This window comes from Oxalobacter vibrioformis (assembly GCF_027118995.1).
Classification (GTDB): domain Bacteria; phylum Pseudomonadota; class Gammaproteobacteria; order Burkholderiales; family Burkholderiaceae_D; genus Oxalobacter; species Oxalobacter vibrioformis.
The window spans coordinates 2,481,729-2,496,007 of the sequence record NZ_CP098242.1; the positions used below are offsets into that span (position 1 = coordinate 2,481,729).

Annotated in this window: 20 protein-coding genes; all 20 read left to right on the forward strand. The window is 50.2% G+C overall.

Going from position 1 to position 14,279, the window contains the following annotated elements; genetic code table 11:
• The first annotated feature begins 82 nt into the window (after positions 1 to 82).
• The 20 genes from NB640_RS12295 (at position 83) to NB640_RS12385 (ending at position 14,241) form a co-directional block, all read left to right on the forward strand.
• Entirely contained in the window at positions 83 to 721 is a 639-nt protein-coding gene (locus NB640_RS12295) for a bactofilin family protein (protein WP_269308985.1), read from the forward strand.
• Positions 718 to 945 carry a hypothetical protein gene (locus NB640_RS12300; protein ID WP_269308986.1) on the forward strand — a complete coding sequence of 76 codons (228 nt, stop codon included), beginning with the start codon at positions 718 to 720 and terminating at the stop codon, positions 943 to 945. Before NB640_RS12295 ends, NB640_RS12300 begins: the two co-directional genes overlap by 4 nt.
• A 23-nt stretch (positions 946 to 968) precedes the next feature.
• Positions 969 to 1,238, forward strand: a complete 270-nt coding sequence (locus NB640_RS12305; protein ID WP_269308987.1) for a hypothetical protein — start codon at positions 969 to 971, stop codon at positions 1,236 to 1,238.
• Positions 1,238 to 1,495 carry a hypothetical protein gene (locus NB640_RS12310; protein ID WP_269308988.1) on the forward strand — a complete coding sequence of 86 codons (258 nt, stop codon included), beginning with the start codon at positions 1,238 to 1,240 and terminating at the stop codon, positions 1,493 to 1,495. The genes NB640_RS12305 and NB640_RS12310 overlap by 1 nt, the downstream gene beginning before the upstream one ends.
• Entirely contained in the window at positions 1,492 to 1,725 is a 234-nt protein-coding gene (locus NB640_RS12315; protein WP_269308989.1) for a hypothetical protein, read from the forward strand. The genes NB640_RS12310 and NB640_RS12315 overlap by 4 nt, the downstream gene beginning before the upstream one ends.
• 128 nt (positions 1,726 to 1,853) lie before the next feature.
• Positions 1,854 to 2,120: a hypothetical protein gene (locus NB640_RS12320; RefSeq protein WP_269308990.1), complete on the forward strand. Its 267-nt coding sequence runs from the start codon at positions 1,854 to 1,856 to the stop codon at positions 2,118 to 2,120.
• A 9-nt stretch (positions 2,121 to 2,129) separates the two neighbouring features.
• Entirely contained in the window at positions 2,130 to 2,696 is a 567-nt protein-coding gene (locus NB640_RS12325) for an RNA ligase family protein (protein WP_269310461.1), read from the forward strand.
• Entirely contained in the window at positions 2,680 to 3,216 is a 537-nt protein-coding gene (locus NB640_RS12330; RefSeq protein ID WP_269308991.1) for an AAA family ATPase, read from the forward strand. The genes NB640_RS12325 and NB640_RS12330 overlap by 17 nt, the downstream gene beginning before the upstream one ends.
• A 265-nt stretch (positions 3,217 to 3,481) precedes the next feature.
• The gene (locus tag NB640_RS13090; protein WP_408637932.1) at positions 3,482 to 3,733 is read left to right on the forward strand and encodes a Lar family restriction alleviation protein; all 252 of its coding nucleotides are present in this window, start codon (positions 3,482 to 3,484) and stop codon (positions 3,731 to 3,733) included.
• Entirely contained in the window at positions 3,730 to 5,346 is a 1,617-nt protein-coding gene (locus tag NB640_RS12335; protein ID WP_269308992.1) for a toprim domain-containing protein, read from the forward strand. Before NB640_RS13090 ends, NB640_RS12335 begins: the two co-directional genes overlap by 4 nt.
• 39 nt (positions 5,347 to 5,385) lie before the next feature.
• Positions 5,386 to 5,547: a hypothetical protein gene (locus NB640_RS12340; RefSeq protein WP_269308993.1), complete on the forward strand. Its 162-nt coding sequence runs from the start codon at positions 5,386 to 5,388 to the stop codon at positions 5,545 to 5,547.
• On the forward strand, positions 5,544 to 7,418 hold the full coding sequence (locus NB640_RS12345) for a DNA polymerase (RefSeq protein WP_269308994.1): 1,875 nt from the start codon (positions 5,544 to 5,546) through the stop codon (positions 7,416 to 7,418). Before NB640_RS12340 ends, NB640_RS12345 begins: the two co-directional genes overlap by 4 nt.
• Before the next feature lie 314 nt (positions 7,419 to 7,732).
• Complete coding sequence (locus NB640_RS12350; RefSeq protein ID WP_269308995.1) at positions 7,733 to 8,224, forward strand: hypothetical protein; 492 nt, start codon at positions 7,733 to 7,735, stop codon at positions 8,222 to 8,224.
• Entirely contained in the window at positions 8,221 to 8,715 is a 495-nt protein-coding gene (locus NB640_RS12355) for a hypothetical protein (RefSeq protein ID WP_269308996.1), read from the forward strand. The genes NB640_RS12350 and NB640_RS12355 overlap by 4 nt, the downstream gene beginning before the upstream one ends.
• Entirely contained in the window at positions 8,712 to 9,473 is a 762-nt protein-coding gene (locus NB640_RS12360; RefSeq protein WP_269308997.1) for a hypothetical protein, read from the forward strand. Before NB640_RS12355 ends, NB640_RS12360 begins: the two co-directional genes overlap by 4 nt.
• Positions 9,458 to 9,946 carry a DUF3310 domain-containing protein gene (locus tag NB640_RS12365; RefSeq protein WP_269308998.1) on the forward strand — a complete coding sequence of 163 codons (489 nt, stop codon included), beginning with the start codon at positions 9,458 to 9,460 and terminating at the stop codon, positions 9,944 to 9,946. The genes NB640_RS12360 and NB640_RS12365 overlap by 16 nt, the downstream gene beginning before the upstream one ends.
• Positions 9,947 to 10,527: 581 nt before the next feature.
• A complete protein-coding gene (locus NB640_RS12370) occupies positions 10,528 to 12,111 on the forward strand; it encodes a portal protein (protein WP_269308999.1) in 1,584 nt (527 codons plus the stop codon).
• A gap of 7 nt (positions 12,112 to 12,118) precedes the next feature.
• Positions 12,119 to 12,295 (forward strand): hypothetical protein, encoded by a 177-nt coding sequence (locus NB640_RS12375; RefSeq protein WP_269309000.1) that lies wholly within the window; start codon positions 12,119 to 12,121, stop codon positions 12,293 to 12,295.
• 2 nt (positions 12,296 to 12,297) lie between these two features.
• Positions 12,298 to 13,140 carry a capsid assembly protein gene (locus tag NB640_RS12380; RefSeq protein WP_269309001.1) on the forward strand — a complete coding sequence of 281 codons (843 nt, stop codon included), beginning with the start codon at positions 12,298 to 12,300 and terminating at the stop codon, positions 13,138 to 13,140.
• A 162-nt stretch (positions 13,141 to 13,302) separates the two neighbouring features.
• Positions 13,303 to 14,241 (forward strand): phage capsid protein, encoded by a 939-nt coding sequence (locus tag NB640_RS12385; RefSeq protein ID WP_269309002.1) that lies wholly within the window; start codon positions 13,303 to 13,305, stop codon positions 14,239 to 14,241.
• Positions 14,242 to 14,279: the final 38 nt, after the last annotated feature.

Here is a 14,279-nt window from a genome sequence, read left to right on the forward strand (position 1 = left end):
CAGTTTATCACCTAAATACCACCCAAGGGGAGCCCAAAGAGGCTCCTCTTTTCATTCGTAGATATTCATAGGAGAACACTGAATGACAAGTAAAGAAAACAAGAAGTATGTGTTGCTGAAAGACGACACTAAAAAGACTTGGGACGGCAAGACCCTCTACCGAGTTAAGGCCCTTGTTGCTATTGGACTGTTGGTATCCCCAGGCACCCTTGGCGGGTACATCGAATCTGAAAAGAATCTTTCGGTGTCCGGCAATGCGTGGGTGTCCGGCAATGCGGAGGTGTACGGCAATGCGCGGGTGTACGGCAATGCGGAGGTGTCCGGCAATGCGCGGGTGTACGGCAATGCGGAGGTGTCCGGCAATGCGCGGGTGTACGGCAATGCGGAGGTGTCCGGCGATGCGTGGGTGTACGGCAATGCGTGGGTGTCCGGCGATGCGCGGGTGTACGGCAATGCGTGGGTGTCCGGCGATGCGCGGGTGTCTAAACGCACAGACATCCAGTGGTTCACTGGAGTTGGCTCCGACCAAGGAACTCTCACAGTATTCCGACAGAAAGATGGAAGCGTGTTCCTGATACGGGGTTGCTTCGGCGGCACCTTGGAAGAGTTCAAAGCTGCTGTACAGAAAACTCATGGCAACAACCGTTACGGCCAGCATTACAACATGCTCATCCAGTCAGTTGAGTTCTGGTTCAACTCAGGAGAGGAGGTCTCGAAATGAACTTCCTTACAAAACTCTGGAACAAGTTTACTCAGCCTTCCACAAAAGAACCTCAGGCACCTTTAGACACCACTCGCTATAACCCCCAGCTTCACCGCCACCTTCCTCGCAAGGTTCGCCGAGCAATGGGCCAGCGGGGTAACTATGGTGCCAGCCTAAGGGCGCACTGGGATGCCCAAAGACGGGCTGAGATTGAACTGAAGAAACAACTGAAGGCAGCTTGAGGCTGAACAAAGGAGAAACTGAAATGTCACTTTTGAAAATCAAAGAAGAAACCATTGTAAAGAAAACCTTGGAGGTGCCTCAGATAATTGTAACAAGGGCTTCCCGAGCGAAATTACAAATTGCTCCGGCTGTAGCTAGGGAGGAACTCAGGGTGAAGTTCGGGGAAGCTGGCTTTACAGGGTTAGCTCTCAATCACCAGTACATTACAGCCCAAGATGCCGAAGAACTCTCCAAGGTATTCGCTGAGTTGGCTGAAGTTCTCCATAGTGGAACTGTGGTGGAGGCGAAGTGATGCCTTCATTTTATAAGGAGTTCCTGCTTCCAGTTTTTCTTTTTCTTGTGGCTGCTACTTCTATCATCATGGGGATAGCCCGTCTTGGCGTGGGTTATGAATGCGGTGTCTATAAGGAAGCAACAGGACGAGACACAAAAATGTGCTTTATGTCCTGTTTTATCAAAGCCGAGGATGGGAAGTGGTACACATATGATGAGCACAAGTTGTTTCTTGCTGGCGGCAACATGGTTATTACTGGGAAGGAAAACAAATGATAACTAAAAATGAAGTCAAAGACTGCCTTGGGAATGTCCTGAAGGTGGGCGATAGGATTGCCTATGCCAAGAAGGCCAGCCGCTATGGGGGCTCTTTCCAGCTCCTTGGAAATGTCATAGAGCTTTTACCAAGGACTGTCCGCTGCACCCGTATGGAGGATGGCCGTGAGTTTATCGCACGGTTCCCAGGCAACAAGGTAGTCCGCATTGAGGAGGCCAAAGATGTCTGAAGAAACCCTTCAGTCCTTCGAGGCATGGGCCTTGTGTTACTTCCCAAAGATCAACCTGAAGAGAAACGAAGCAGGAGCTTATGTTGATCCTGTGGCTGTCCGGGAGTTGAACAACTGGAGGGCTAGACATGGAAACTGAAGATCGAATGGTCGTCATCCCGCTTTCTGTTCTTCGAGATATACGGGAGGTCCTTGATGGTGAGGAACCAATATATTCGACTGTGGAAGTTGAAGAAAAAGCTGCGGAGCTGGCTGCGTTCCTGAGTGAGAGATATCTCTATGACCGTATATCTCGCAGAGTATCTCCCATGCTCATAGCATTGGAAAAGAAGTGGCTGGCTTCCCTGAGAAAGGAAATGAACAACACAGGTTTTAAAAATAAGGAGAAAACTTAATTGAGTAATATGGAATCATTCGTTCCCTTCCCCAAACTCCACAGACTCTCCCGCGAAATTATTATCACCGAAAAGATTGACGGCACCAATGCCCAGGTTCATATCACTGAGGATGGCGACATCTTTGCGGGTTCTCGGAACCGCTACCTGACTCCTGAGAATGACAACTATGGTTTCGCTTCGTGGGTCTTAGGAAATAAAGAGGAACTCCTTAAGCTCGGCCCTGGGAGACACTTTGGTGAGTGGTACGGTCGGGGCATTCAGAGAGGCTATGGGCTGTGTGACAGGTACTTTGCGTTGTTTAACGTTGGCCGCTGGACATCCCTTAAAGAGCTTCCTGAGTGCTGCCTAATTGTTCCCATCCTCTACCAAGGGGTGTTCTCTAAGGAAGCTATAGATAATGCCCTGCGCTTTCTTGAAAGAAATGGCTCTTACTTGGCACCGGGGTTTATGAATCCTGAGGGAATCGTCATTTACCATAAGGCGGCTGGAGTTGGCTTCAAGAAGCTCCTTGAGAATGACCACCTATCGAAAACTGAAGCTGGACTGAAGGAGCCAAGTGAGCCAACAAAGTAAAGTAGTTTTCTTGGTTGGCCTTCCATGCAGCGGTAAATCCACATACGTCTCAGAGGAAATGAGTGATCCCATAGTTATCAGCTATGACGATATCACGATGTTCCTGGCGAACTCTCTGGGAGTCTCTTACGGTGAGATGTTTCGTCTTGAAACTCGGCACCTTGTCAAAGAAATCGAGAAGGTCATGTTCTCTACCGCAGTAGAACTTGCGGGATTCCTTGGTAAAGACATTGTGTTTGACAACACCCACATCGGGGAGTTCTCACTCTTTCAGGACATCCCTGAAGAGTTCCCTGTGGAAGTCGTTATCTTCAAACCAAACATGGAAGTGTCAATCAAAAGGCTGACTGAAAGGAACGCCAAAGAGGAACTTAAGTCCGACCAAGCACAACGCAAAGTGGTCCCTCAGAGGGTCCTTGAAAGAATGTTCAATGCATGGCGTGTGAGGAACTTTGCGGTGAACCTTGGAGGCCTTCAGGAGAGGGCTAAGGTTGTTTATAGGGAGGTTAAAGATGTCTGAAGAAAGTCTGTGTCCAAACTGTGTGACCCCTTGGAAATGTAATGGGCCGCATGTACATGACACCCCAGACGCTCTTGCAGGGGAGCTTAGGTCTGTTGGGACTGCCATACAGATTGCCCATAGAGAGGGCCTCCTAGTGGAAGTTATGCACACAGCCTTGATTCAAATGTTCTCCGAAGGAAGGTACCAAGGGGATTCCACCGCTAGTCTCCATAAAGCGTTGGGAGAGGCTCTTATGGGATGGGATTGTTAAAGGAGGTTAAAGATGTCTGAAGTTGTTCTGAAGCCGTGCCCTTGCTGTGGCTCAGAAGCCAGGTATGAATACAACGATGAACTTGACACCCATGCTGTTTACTGTGGAAACCACAGGCTGTGTGGTGTAGCGACAACATTCTGGGCTGATGCTGGGGACTGTATTGAAGCATGGAACCGTAGGGTAACTGAAGTCCCTGAAGGTTACTCAGTGGGATGTACAAAGTGTCAATCCTTTGATGGTTGTAACTGTTGGGGACGATGAGTGACTCTCAGTACCTCCACAAGACATCATGTGACAACTGCGGCTCATCCGATGCAAACGCTGTGTATGACGATGGTCATACTTACTGCTTCTCTTGCGAAAAAAGGGCAGGTCAAAGTGAAGGTAAGTCCAAGGTGCAGAGGGAGGGGGTGGGACATAAGGAAGTTAGTGGAGACTATGTATCCCTGCCTGCCAGAGGAATCTCAGAGGAGACTTGCCGAAAGTTTGACTACCAGGTTGGCAAACTCTCTTCAGGTGCTATCGTCCAGATCGCCAACTATTATCGAGATGGTCATAGACGAGCTCAACACCTAAGGGACCGTGATAAGAACTTCTCATGGATCAATGGGACCGTTAAGGTAGAACTCTTTGGGCAACACCTATGGCCCTCCAAAGGCAAGCGTGTGGTGGTTACTGAGGGTGAGATAGATGCCATGTCGCTGTCACAGCTTCAGGACAACAAGTGGCCTGTAGTGTCTATCTCCAGCGGCATCAATAAGGCAGCCAAGGACTTCCGTACCAATCTGGAGTGGTTGGATTCTTTTGATGAAGTGGTTATCTGCTTTGACAATGATCCTCCAGGTACCAAAGCAAGAGAGCAGGTTCAGAAGGCCATTGAGGAGTGCGCTTCGTTATTTAAACCGGGCAAGGTTAAGGTAGCGAAGCTCCCCCTCAAGGATGCCAATGAGATGCTTACAGCGGGCAGAGGGAAAGACCTCATTAATGCTATCTGGAATGCCAATGAGTTCCGGCCTGATGGGCTGGTAACAGTAGCTGACATCCTCCCAGAGTTCGATAAGGAGCCTCAGAAGGGGCTCCCTTGGTTCCTCCCTACGCTCACTGATCTTACCCATGGGCGGCTCTTAGGGGAGGCCATAGGGATCGGTGCAGGGACCGGTGTTGGCAAGACTGAGTTTCTGGCAGAGCAGATGGCCTTTGACATCTTTGAGCTGGGCCTGAGGGTGGGGGTCTTATCCTTTGAGCAGACCCCTTTAGATACCCTTGTGAGACTGGCTGGTAAGAACCTCAAGAAGCAGCTTCACATCAATGATGGGAGCTGGACCCAAGAGGAACGTAAGGCCGCTGTAGGTCCCCTTGATGGGAAGGTGATGCTCTACAACTCATTCGGCACAGCTGACTGGGGAGTGGTGGAAAGTAAGATCACCTACATGGCTCTTACAGAGGGCATTCAAATCTTCTATCTGGACCACCTTACTGCCCTTGCGGCCCCCTCCAATGAACGGGAATCTTTGGAAACCCTTATGGCCGCCATGGCAGGGCTGGCTCACCGGCTTCAAGTAATCATTCACTTTGTATCGCACCTGGCTACCCCCGATGGGAAACCCCATGAGGAAGGGGGAAGGGTTTATATCAAGCACTTTAAAGGCTCCCGCGCCATTGGCTTCTGGGCTCACACCTTAATTGGTCTCGAAAGGGACCAACAGGCAGAGGACCCTGAGGTTAAGGGAGAGACAACTGTACGGCTTCTTAAGCATCGTAATGATGGCCGTGTGGTTGGCTCAACAATTCCTATAGCTCTCCACCAAGAGGAGTGGAGGCTGTATGAGAAGGAGCGAATTGAATTTCAATCAACTGAAAAGGAGATGTTCTAAATGAGAAAAGATAAAGGCACACCAACTGCGGTGAGTTTAGTGTTGCGTCCAATCGACAACGGTATTGTGGTAGATATTGAGGGGCACCGGCCAGATGGCTACAGAGGTTGTCCTACAGAGAAGCTGTACTATGAAGATGTAGTGACTCTCTCAGCACAGCTTCCGGCACTCATGGACAAGTACGGGTATGAGTCAGAGTGATCTTTGACATTGAATCTGATGGCCTTCTTAATGAGGCCACCAAGGTTCACTGCTTAGTAATGCGAGCCACATCAACAGGTAAATCAACACGGTACTCTGACCACCCAGAATCCTCTGGACGCCCACTTCAGGAGGGACTTGAGGTCCTCATGCAGTCCCCCAGACTTATCGGCCATAACGCCATCAAGTTTGATATCCCCCTTCTCAAGAAGTTATATCCCCATTTCAAAGTAGACACCTCCAAGGTCATTGATACTTTGGTGTACGCAAGGCTCGTCTTTGCAGACATCAGGATCAAGGATGCAAAGCTGGTTAAATCCCGGAGACTACCTGGAGAGTTTTCTGGGCTTCATAGTCTGGAGGCTTGGGGGCACCGGCTTAACCTCCACAAGGGGGACTATGCCAAAGAGATGGAGGCACGGGGGCTGGACCCATGGGCAGCTTGGAATCAGGACATGGAGGACTACTGTGAGCAGGACACCGCAGTTACCCTGAAGCTGTTCAACCTGTTGGAAACTAAAGCGTTCTCTGAGGAGTCAATCACATTAGAGCATGAAGTTGCCTGGGTGATTGCTCGTCAGGAACGCTATGGCTTCCAGTTCAATGAGCCTAAAGCTGTGGACCTCTATGGGACTCTTGTCCAGAAGAAGCTGGAGACAGCTGAGAGGGTCCGTAAGGTGTTTGGTCCTAAGTACCTTCGAGATGGGAAGATATTTACCCCCAAGAGGGACAACTCAAGGATGGGCTATGTAGCAGGCTCTCCTGTTCAGAAGATCAAGCTCACCGAGTTTAATCCTGGGAGTAGGGACCACATAGCTTATTGGTTGAAAACTCTTTATGGATGGGTTCCCACAGAGTTCACAGCTGATGGCAAGCCTAAGGTAGACGATGACACCTTAATGAATCTCCCTTATCCAGAAGCGGAGCCTCTTAAGGAATACCTGATGCTGGTCAAAAGGTGTGGGCAGATAGCTGAAGGGAAGGCCGCTTGGCTTAAGTGTGTATCTAACGGAAGGATGCATGGCTCTGTGAATACCAACGGAGCTGTCACCGGAAGGATGACACACAGCGGCCCTAACATGGCTCAGGTTCCTGCTGGTTACTCACCATATGGTAAAGAGTGCCGAGAGCTGTTTGAGGTAAGGCGTGATAAGAAGCTGGTGGGGATTGATGCAGCAGCTCTGGAGCTTCGCTGTCTGGCTGGCTATATGGCTGCTTGGGACAACGGTGCTTACATCAAGACAGTTCTTGAGGGTGACAAATCCAAGGGGACTGACATCCACTCAGTAACCGCCAGAGGTATTGGCCTTGATCCTGTCAAGCTTTACTTTGAAGGAGAGTCTGGCAGGGACATAGCTAAGACCTGGTTCTACGCATTTATCTACGGAGCTCAAGACCCCAAGCTAGGGGAAATCTTAACCCGCATCATAAACAACCGAACGGCAGGACATAGGTCCCGCATGGGCCTCTCCCGTAGTCTCCCAGCTTTAGGGAAACTTACGGAGCGTGTGAAGGTAACAGCGCAGGATCGTAAGGGGATTCTAAAGGGACTTGATGGGAGACTCCTGTCTGTGAGGGGGCTTCATGCTGCTCTTAATACCCTTCTTCAGGGGGCCGGAGCTGCAATCATGAAACGGGCTCTGGTCATCTTTGATAACTCCTTACAGTCCCGTGGGTATCTTCCTGGAGTCAACTACGAGTTTGTAGCCAATGTCCATGATGAGTGGCAGGTTGAAGTTGATGAAGGGATTGCTGAGGAGGTCGGGAAGCTGGGCTGTGAGGCTATCAGGCTGGCTGGGGAGTATTACAACTTTAGGTGCCCACTAAGCGGTGAATACAAAATTGGAAACAACTGGAGTGAAACACATTAAATGACACACACAATCAAGCTAAGCATGGAGGCAGAGATCACTTCTCTCCTCATCTTAATCCAAGAGCAGCCCCTAGCTCTACAATCCAATGAGGCCAGAGCACGGGCTAAAGCGGTGGCAGCAGCGGCCTCAAGGGGCCTCATTACATCCCTTCACTTGGCTACATTGGCCCCCACGAATGAGTGGAGGGTAACCATGGAGGGCTACTTCTGGCTTCTCATGAGCCGGATGAATCCAGGTAGTCCACCACCTCTCCCGATGTACGCAAGTGTAGCCAAAGAGGACTGGCTCAAGACACGGGCGTATGTGAGCTGATGTTACCTAATGAAAAGAGCTCTCCTTTCCTTGGTGTTCTCCTTGGGCTGTTGGCTTTCGCCACTTCCCTCTACCTGGCTTTCTCTTTGGGAAAAGCTGAAGTCCAAGCCGAGTGGGATGTTGAGAGACAAACCACAGCGGTCCTTGCTGAGAAACGTAAGGAAGAAAACAAGAAGGAGGATGGGAGATTAACCAATACAGCCAAAGCGGCTGGGAAGGATTTCAAGAATGCAAAAGCTGCTATTGATGCTGCTTATGGTAACCCTGACAGGTTGCGCTACCAAGGTGTATGTCCCGACAGAGGAGAGGCCAAAGATAAAGATTCCGAGGTCCCTCATGCAGGAGCCGAAGCCATCTTTGTATTACCAAGGCAAATTGAAGGAAGCCTTTACAGCCTCACCAAAGAGGCAGACACCGACTCAGAACAATTAAGAAACCTACTGGATGTTCTCAATGAGAGCGATCATATTGAAATATTGGAGGATGAATGAAACCACGCAGTCCACGATTTATGCCGTACCTTGGTCGTCCCCTTACGGCCCCTACCAAACCAAAGCGGGAACGTAAGCACAGTAACATCATTAAGCAATGGCTGGATGGTGCTGATATTGAGGTCTACAGCAAAACTAAAGGCCGCTGGGTACCCGCTGGAGAGGTCCCAAGGTGGGGCGCAGATAAACTCTTTAGGGTAAAAGGAGTACCACTTTTGTGGGAGAAGGAGCAGATCGCTCAGCATGAAGGGAAGGCTGTAGAGGCCCGTGTAATTGGCTCTTCGTTTGGATGGCACACAGAACCAAGCTGGGAATTTGATAGTCCCAAAATGGAGTACCGGGTCAAGCCAGTTCCTGTGGTTAGGGATGTGGTTGTCAAACACGGGAAAATCGGGATAACCGCGCTGTGGGGTGCTGCTAACCCTAATGTCCGCTTTACCTTCGACCCTGAGACAGGTCTCCCACTCTCTGTAGAACTGCTGAAGGAGTGACCTCAATAGTAACCCTCCTTCTGGACTCTGACATCATAGCCTACAAGTATGCATCAGTTTCCCAGAAGGAGTTCAAGTGGGGCAACGGGGCCACTTCAGTAGCCATCGGGGACCTTGAGCAGGCAGCTAAGGACATGGACACATGGATCAGCCAGCTCATGCTGAAGTTCAAAGCTGATGATGTCATCGTATGCCTTTCGTGTCCTTCCTCAGAAGGCTTCCGTATAAAGTTGTACCCGCCTTACAAAGCCAACAGGGCCGCAGTACCGAGGCCAGCCCTCCTTAATCCGCTTAAGGACCACCTTGAGGAGAACTACAGAAGCTACAAGAGGGACACTCTGGAGGCCGATGATGTCATGGGGATTCTGACTACCCATCCCACGCTGGTGAAAGGGGAGAAGATCATTGTCTCCACTGATAAGGACATGGCTACGCTCCCAGGCAAGTTCTATAACCCGGACACCTACAGGCTCCGTAAGGTCTCTCTGGATTCTGCTGACAGGTTTCACCTAACTCAGACCCTCATGGGGGATACGGTGGACCACTACCCAGGGTGTCCCGGAGTGGGCATTAAGACAGCTACAGCCCTTCTGAAGGGGAAGTCTGGAATGGAAGCATGGGATGCTGTTGTAGGGGCCTTTAAGAAGAAAGGACTGACTGAGGAGGATGCTCTGGTGCAGGCAAGACTGGCTCGCATCCTTCGACACACTGATTATGACTTTAATAAGAAGGAGGTAATTCTTTGGGAACCCAAGTAGGGGCAACTGAATCAATCAAGCTGTATGACTGGGTTTATCTGATAAGCCCTGACAGTGCCACAGCGACACTACAATTTGGACAGAAGTACACCGTAAACAAAGTGGACGGGGATTTCATCACGGTCACAAACTCATGGGGTAAGAACTCTGTCCTGCATGTTGCAGAGCTCACCAAGGAGGACCCAGCACTTGCGAAGTATGTGGCTGAATTAACAGAGAGGGTGCCTGAGGACAAAGAGGCCCCTCTGGAAACCCAGGTTGGCGGGGAGCATTACAAACACTTTCCCATCCAGCCTGTTGAGTACATTGAAAAGAATGGGCTTGGGTTCTGCGAAGGAAATGCCATTAAGTACCTGACCCGGTGGCAGCGTAAGGGTGGCCTTCAGGACCTTGAGAAAGCCAAACACAATATCGAAATCCTCATCTCTTTGGTGAAATCAGGGGCTCGTAGCGGTGCCATGGTAACCCCTTGATTCTATTATTGAAACAGGGAAAGTGCCACCCAAAGGGACACTAAAGAGGTACAGATAGGGAGGATAAACTAAAGCTATCTATAGTTGTATTAAGACAGCTTTAGGGTCCCCCTATCTTCCATTCAATAACCCTTCCTCTAAATATTCAATATGTTTGAATCTTCCCCATGGGCGAGTCTAGGCTCTCTCATTCCAACACCATTCATTAAAAGACTTGATGAATGCGTTCCTGAACAAACCCCCAATCCCAATGATAGTGACAGAGAAATCTGGATGAAAGCAGGTGAGCGTAGGTTAGTTCTTAAACTCAAAGCAAAGCATGATGAGTATCTTGAGGACTCCAAGGAGTAGCTTAAATGTGTGGTAGCAAACCCAAACAACCCAAACAAGTGGACCCACCTCCAGTTTCCCCCCCAGAGTCCCCTAAGACACTCCAGCTCCCAGAGAGCACCGGAGCATCTTCAAGCTCTGTTACAGGTACCCGTAAGGTCAGCTCTACACGGAAAGGTCTCCGTATTGACCCAGCCGGTGCATCCGGTGGTAGCGGCATCAAGGCCCCTACGTAATCCATGGAGGAGCCTATGAGCCCTTCAGAGGATAAACATAACAGACCAAACCTAGCTCAGCGGTATGAGCAATTATCAGGTATACGATCTTCCTATTTAGATAGGGCACGTGAGTGTGCAGCACTTACTATCCCTACTCTCATTCCCCCAGAGTCCAACTCTAGCGGCACTAAATATCCCACTCCCAGGCAGTCTGTAGGGAGCAGGGGTGTCAACAGTATCTCAGCGAGATACCTTCTTACTCTATTCCCCCCTAATGAACCATTCTTTCGGCTTACGGTAGCTGAGAGTGTCCTTGCGGAGCTCTCTGGTACTGAAGGCGCGAGAGGAGAAGTTGAAGAAGCCATGGCGTCCATTGAGCGTTCAATCATGCTCAAAATGGAAACCACTCCAATCCGGCCAATCATCTTTGAAGCCTTTAAGCATTTAATTGTGGCAGGCAATGTTTGTCTCCACTTCCTACCTGGCTTGGAAGGCGCAAAGCTATTCCGGCTGGACAGGTACGTATGCAAGCGTGACCCCATGGGCAACCTCTTGGAGATTATTGTCAAAGAGGACTTATCTCTTATGGAGGTCCCAGAAGAACTCCGAGAGGAACTCAAGGGCACCCTCAAGGCTTCCATGAAGCATGACACTGAGGACTCTCTGGAGCTCTACACGTGCGTCCGGAAGAAGGCCCCAGGAGAATGGGAAGTCTGGCAAGAGATCAATGGTCTCTATGTGGAGGCTTCTGAAGGTGAGTACACCGATGAAAACCTTCCATGGCTGGTATTCCGTTATAACGAGATTACTGGTGAGGACTATGGCCGTGGCCTTGTAGAGGAATATCTAGGTGACCTCAGGGCACTTGAGGGCCTCCGCAAAGCAATCCTAGACGGAGCCGCAGCTGCCAGTAAGGTCATCTTCCTTGTTAAGCCTAATGGGACCACCAAGCAAAGAGCCCTGGCTCAAGCTGAGAACGGGGCCATCATCAATGGCAACAGGCAAGATGTAGATGTCCTTCAGGTCGATAAGTATGCGGACTTCAAGGTGGCTCAGGAGCAGGCAGCTGCTATTGAGGAATCTCTTTCTTATGCGTTCCTTCTCAACTCGGCCATCCAGCGGAACGGAGAAAGGGTAACAGCTGAGGAGATTCGGTATCTTGCGGCAGAGCTTGAGACAGCTAGAGGGGGCTCTTATTCAGCCTTTACTCAGAGCATCCAGCGTCCCACCCTCAGGATCATCATGTCCGCTATGGAGGCCGCAGGAGAGCTTCCGAAGCTGCCTAAGGGAATCGTCAAACCGCTTATCACTACGGGTATTGAAGCCATCGGAAGGGGTAATGACCTTCAGAAGCTGATGCAGTTCGTAGGGATTCTTGAGCAGGTATCAAAGGCTGAAGGTCTTGAGCTCTACCTTGATAAAGGGGAGCTAATCAAGCGAACAGCCGCATCTCTGAATATTGATGTTAAGGGTCTTGTTATCCCAGCTGAGCAACGTGCTGAGATGCAACAGGAAGCCATGATGCAATCAATGATTAGCCAAGGACTGCCTAATGCAGTAAACGCTCTTGGTGGGATGGCAAAGCAGGAAATGATTAATCAGCAACAACAACCATAAAGGAATTATGTCTAACGCAAAAGTAGCAGGAGCACCCGCTGAGAAACCAGCGGACACCCCTGAAGCTGCAAAAGCAGCTGAAGTTCAGAAACCCGCTGAGAAACCAGCGGACACCCCAGCTTCTCCTTACAAACGTAAGGGTGGTGCTAAAGACAGCAACGGCTTGATTCGGGTGGATTTCTAAATATGACAGACATGACCACACTCCCAAGTGACTCCCCGACAACTCAGAAAGCAGCTGAGCCGGTGCCGGGATCGGATGAATACAATGCGATGATGGCAGCTAAGGGTGAGGGTGGTATTGAGGGGGAGACTCCACAAGACACCCCCGAAGGTTCCTCTAATGGTGAAGCCACACAGCGGCCTGAGGATGTCCCTGAGAAGTTCTGGGACCCTGAGACCGGCTCTGTGAAGGTTGATGAGGTCCTCAAAAGCTACAAGGCTTTAGAGAAAGAGTACACCCAGTCAAAGCAGGAGAAAGCTAAAGAGCCTGCTGAACAGTCTAAAGAGGGCGAGCAGGGTGAATCTAAAGAAGGCTCTACGCTGGACCTTGATGCTTTCCATGATGAGTATGCTGAGACCGGCGAGCTCTCCGAAGCGTCTTACGCAAAGCTGTCTAAGGCTGGTCTACCTCCTGAGGTTGTTAATGCCTACATTGCAGGCCAGCAGGCTCTGGTAGACAGCCGGACTCAAGAGGGCTACACCCTCGCTGGCGGTGAAGAAGCCTTCAACAAGATGGCTACGTGGGCCGCTTCAGCTTTCACTCCGGCACAGCTTCAGGCATTCAACAGGGCAGTCAATACCTCCAGAGAGGACATGGAGATTGCCGTAATGGGTCTGAAGGCTCAGTATGAAAAGGCCAATGGTAAAGCACCTAACCTGATGTCAGGCGGTACTTCACGCCCATCTTCAGTCGGCTACGCATCTCATGCAGAGATGACCCGTGACATCAATGATCCACGGTACAGCTCTGACCCAGCCTTCCGCAAGTTAGTGGAGGCAAAGGTAAGCCGCACAACAAGTTTCTAAGCAGTAATTCTTCATCTTCAAAATATCTATTTGCTTTGACAAGGCATAGCCTCCGGCTGCGGTCGGAATAATCTTTGATCTAGTGAAGGTATAGAGAAACGAAGTGAACCCCGCAGGTACGCAATGTACCGTTTTCACATTCTCTCTATGAGGTAATAAATAATGACTAATGCAGTAGTCGCGCAAAGCGGCCAAGTCAATGGTACTGGTGATCCAAAGAACCTTTACCTGAAAGTATATGCCGGTGAGGTCCTTGCCGCATTTGAACGCCAATGTGTAACCCAAGACAAGCATATTGTCCGTTCTATCCGTAATGGTAAGTCTGCACAGTTCCCGATGACGGGCTATGTAGTTGCCAAGTACCACACCCCCGGCTCTGAGCTGTTGGGCCAGGCAACCAATCAGAATGAGCGAATCATCACCATTGATGACATGCTTGTTGCTGATGTGTTCTTTGCCGATATTTATGAGCAGATGCAACACTTTGACATCCGAGGTGAATACTCCAAGAAAGCTGGTTATGCGCTGGCAGATGCTTGGGACAAAGTAATCCTCCAGCTCATGTGTAAAGCTGCTCGCCAACCAGCTGTCGTAACTGGCACCAATGGGGGTACTCAGCTCACTGGTGCAACAGCCATGAGTGATGCCAAGGTACTGGCAAACGCAATCTACTCGGCCAATCAGGCTATGGATGAGAAGGACATCCCAACCTCCGCAGAACGCTTTGCGTATGTACGGCCAGCTCAGTATTACCTGATGGCTCAATCTACGGACCTGATTAACAGGGACTGGATGGGTGCCGGCAGTTACTCTGACGGCACGATCCTGCGGATTGCTGGGTCTCCAATCATCAAGACCAACAACCTGCCTAACAGCAACATCACTACTGGTCCCACAAAGTACCAAGGTGACTTCTCGAAAACAGCTGCTGTGGTTGCTACTCGTGAAGCTGCCGGTACCGTGAAGCTGATTAATCCAACCACACGGGCAGATTACGACCCACGTAGGCTGGGCCACTTGGTCACTTCCAAATATGCAATCGGTTCGGACTGGCTCCGTCCTGATTGTGCAGTAGAAATCGTAACAGCCGCTACGCCTTAATACAGCGTCAGCACACCTTAGGGGAATCTCCAGAGTTC

What these genes read in the sequence shown, in the direction of transcription:
- NB640_RS12320 (WP_269308990.1), top strand. Translation starts at nt 1,854, where the DNA reads ATGGAAACTGAAGATCGAATGGTCGTCATCCCGCTTTCTGTTCTTCGA.
- NB640_RS12355 (WP_269308996.1), top strand. Translation starts at nt 8,221, where the DNA reads ATGAAACCACGCAGTCCACGATTTATGCCGTACCTTGGTCGTCCCCTT.
- NB640_RS12305 (WP_269308987.1), top strand. Translation starts at nt 969, where the DNA reads ATGTCACTTTTGAAAATCAAAGAAGAAACCATTGTAAAGAAAACCTTG.
- NB640_RS12385 (WP_269309002.1), top strand. Translation starts at nt 13,303, where the DNA reads ATGACTAATGCAGTAGTCGCGCAAAGCGGCCAAGTCAATGGTACTGGT.
- NB640_RS12310 (WP_269308988.1), top strand. Translation starts at nt 1,238, where the DNA reads ATGCCTTCATTTTATAAGGAGTTCCTGCTTCCAGTTTTTCTTTTTCTT.
- NB640_RS12370 (WP_269308999.1), top strand. Translation starts at nt 10,528, where the DNA reads ATGAGCCCTTCAGAGGATAAACATAACAGACCAAACCTAGCTCAGCGG.
- NB640_RS12375 (WP_269309000.1), top strand. Translation starts at nt 12,119, where the DNA reads ATGTCTAACGCAAAAGTAGCAGGAGCACCCGCTGAGAAACCAGCGGAC.
- NB640_RS12380 (WP_269309001.1), top strand. Translation starts at nt 12,298, where the DNA reads ATGACAGACATGACCACACTCCCAAGTGACTCCCCGACAACTCAGAAA.
- NB640_RS12350 (WP_269308995.1), top strand. Translation starts at nt 7,733, where the DNA reads ATGTTACCTAATGAAAAGAGCTCTCCTTTCCTTGGTGTTCTCCTTGGG.
- NB640_RS12295 (WP_269308985.1), top strand. Translation starts at nt 83, where the DNA reads ATGACAAGTAAAGAAAACAAGAAGTATGTGTTGCTGAAAGACGACACT.
- NB640_RS12325 (WP_269310461.1), top strand. Translation starts at nt 2,130, where the DNA reads ATGGAATCATTCGTTCCCTTCCCCAAACTCCACAGACTCTCCCGCGAA.
- NB640_RS12300 (WP_269308986.1), top strand. Translation starts at nt 718, where the DNA reads ATGAACTTCCTTACAAAACTCTGGAACAAGTTTACTCAGCCTTCCACA.
- NB640_RS13090 (WP_408637932.1), top strand. Translation starts at nt 3,482, where the DNA reads ATGTCTGAAGTTGTTCTGAAGCCGTGCCCTTGCTGTGGCTCAGAAGCC.
- NB640_RS12335 (WP_269308992.1), top strand. Translation starts at nt 3,730, where the DNA reads ATGAGTGACTCTCAGTACCTCCACAAGACATCATGTGACAACTGCGGC.
- NB640_RS12315 (WP_269308989.1), top strand. Translation starts at nt 1,492, where the DNA reads ATGATAACTAAAAATGAAGTCAAAGACTGCCTTGGGAATGTCCTGAAG.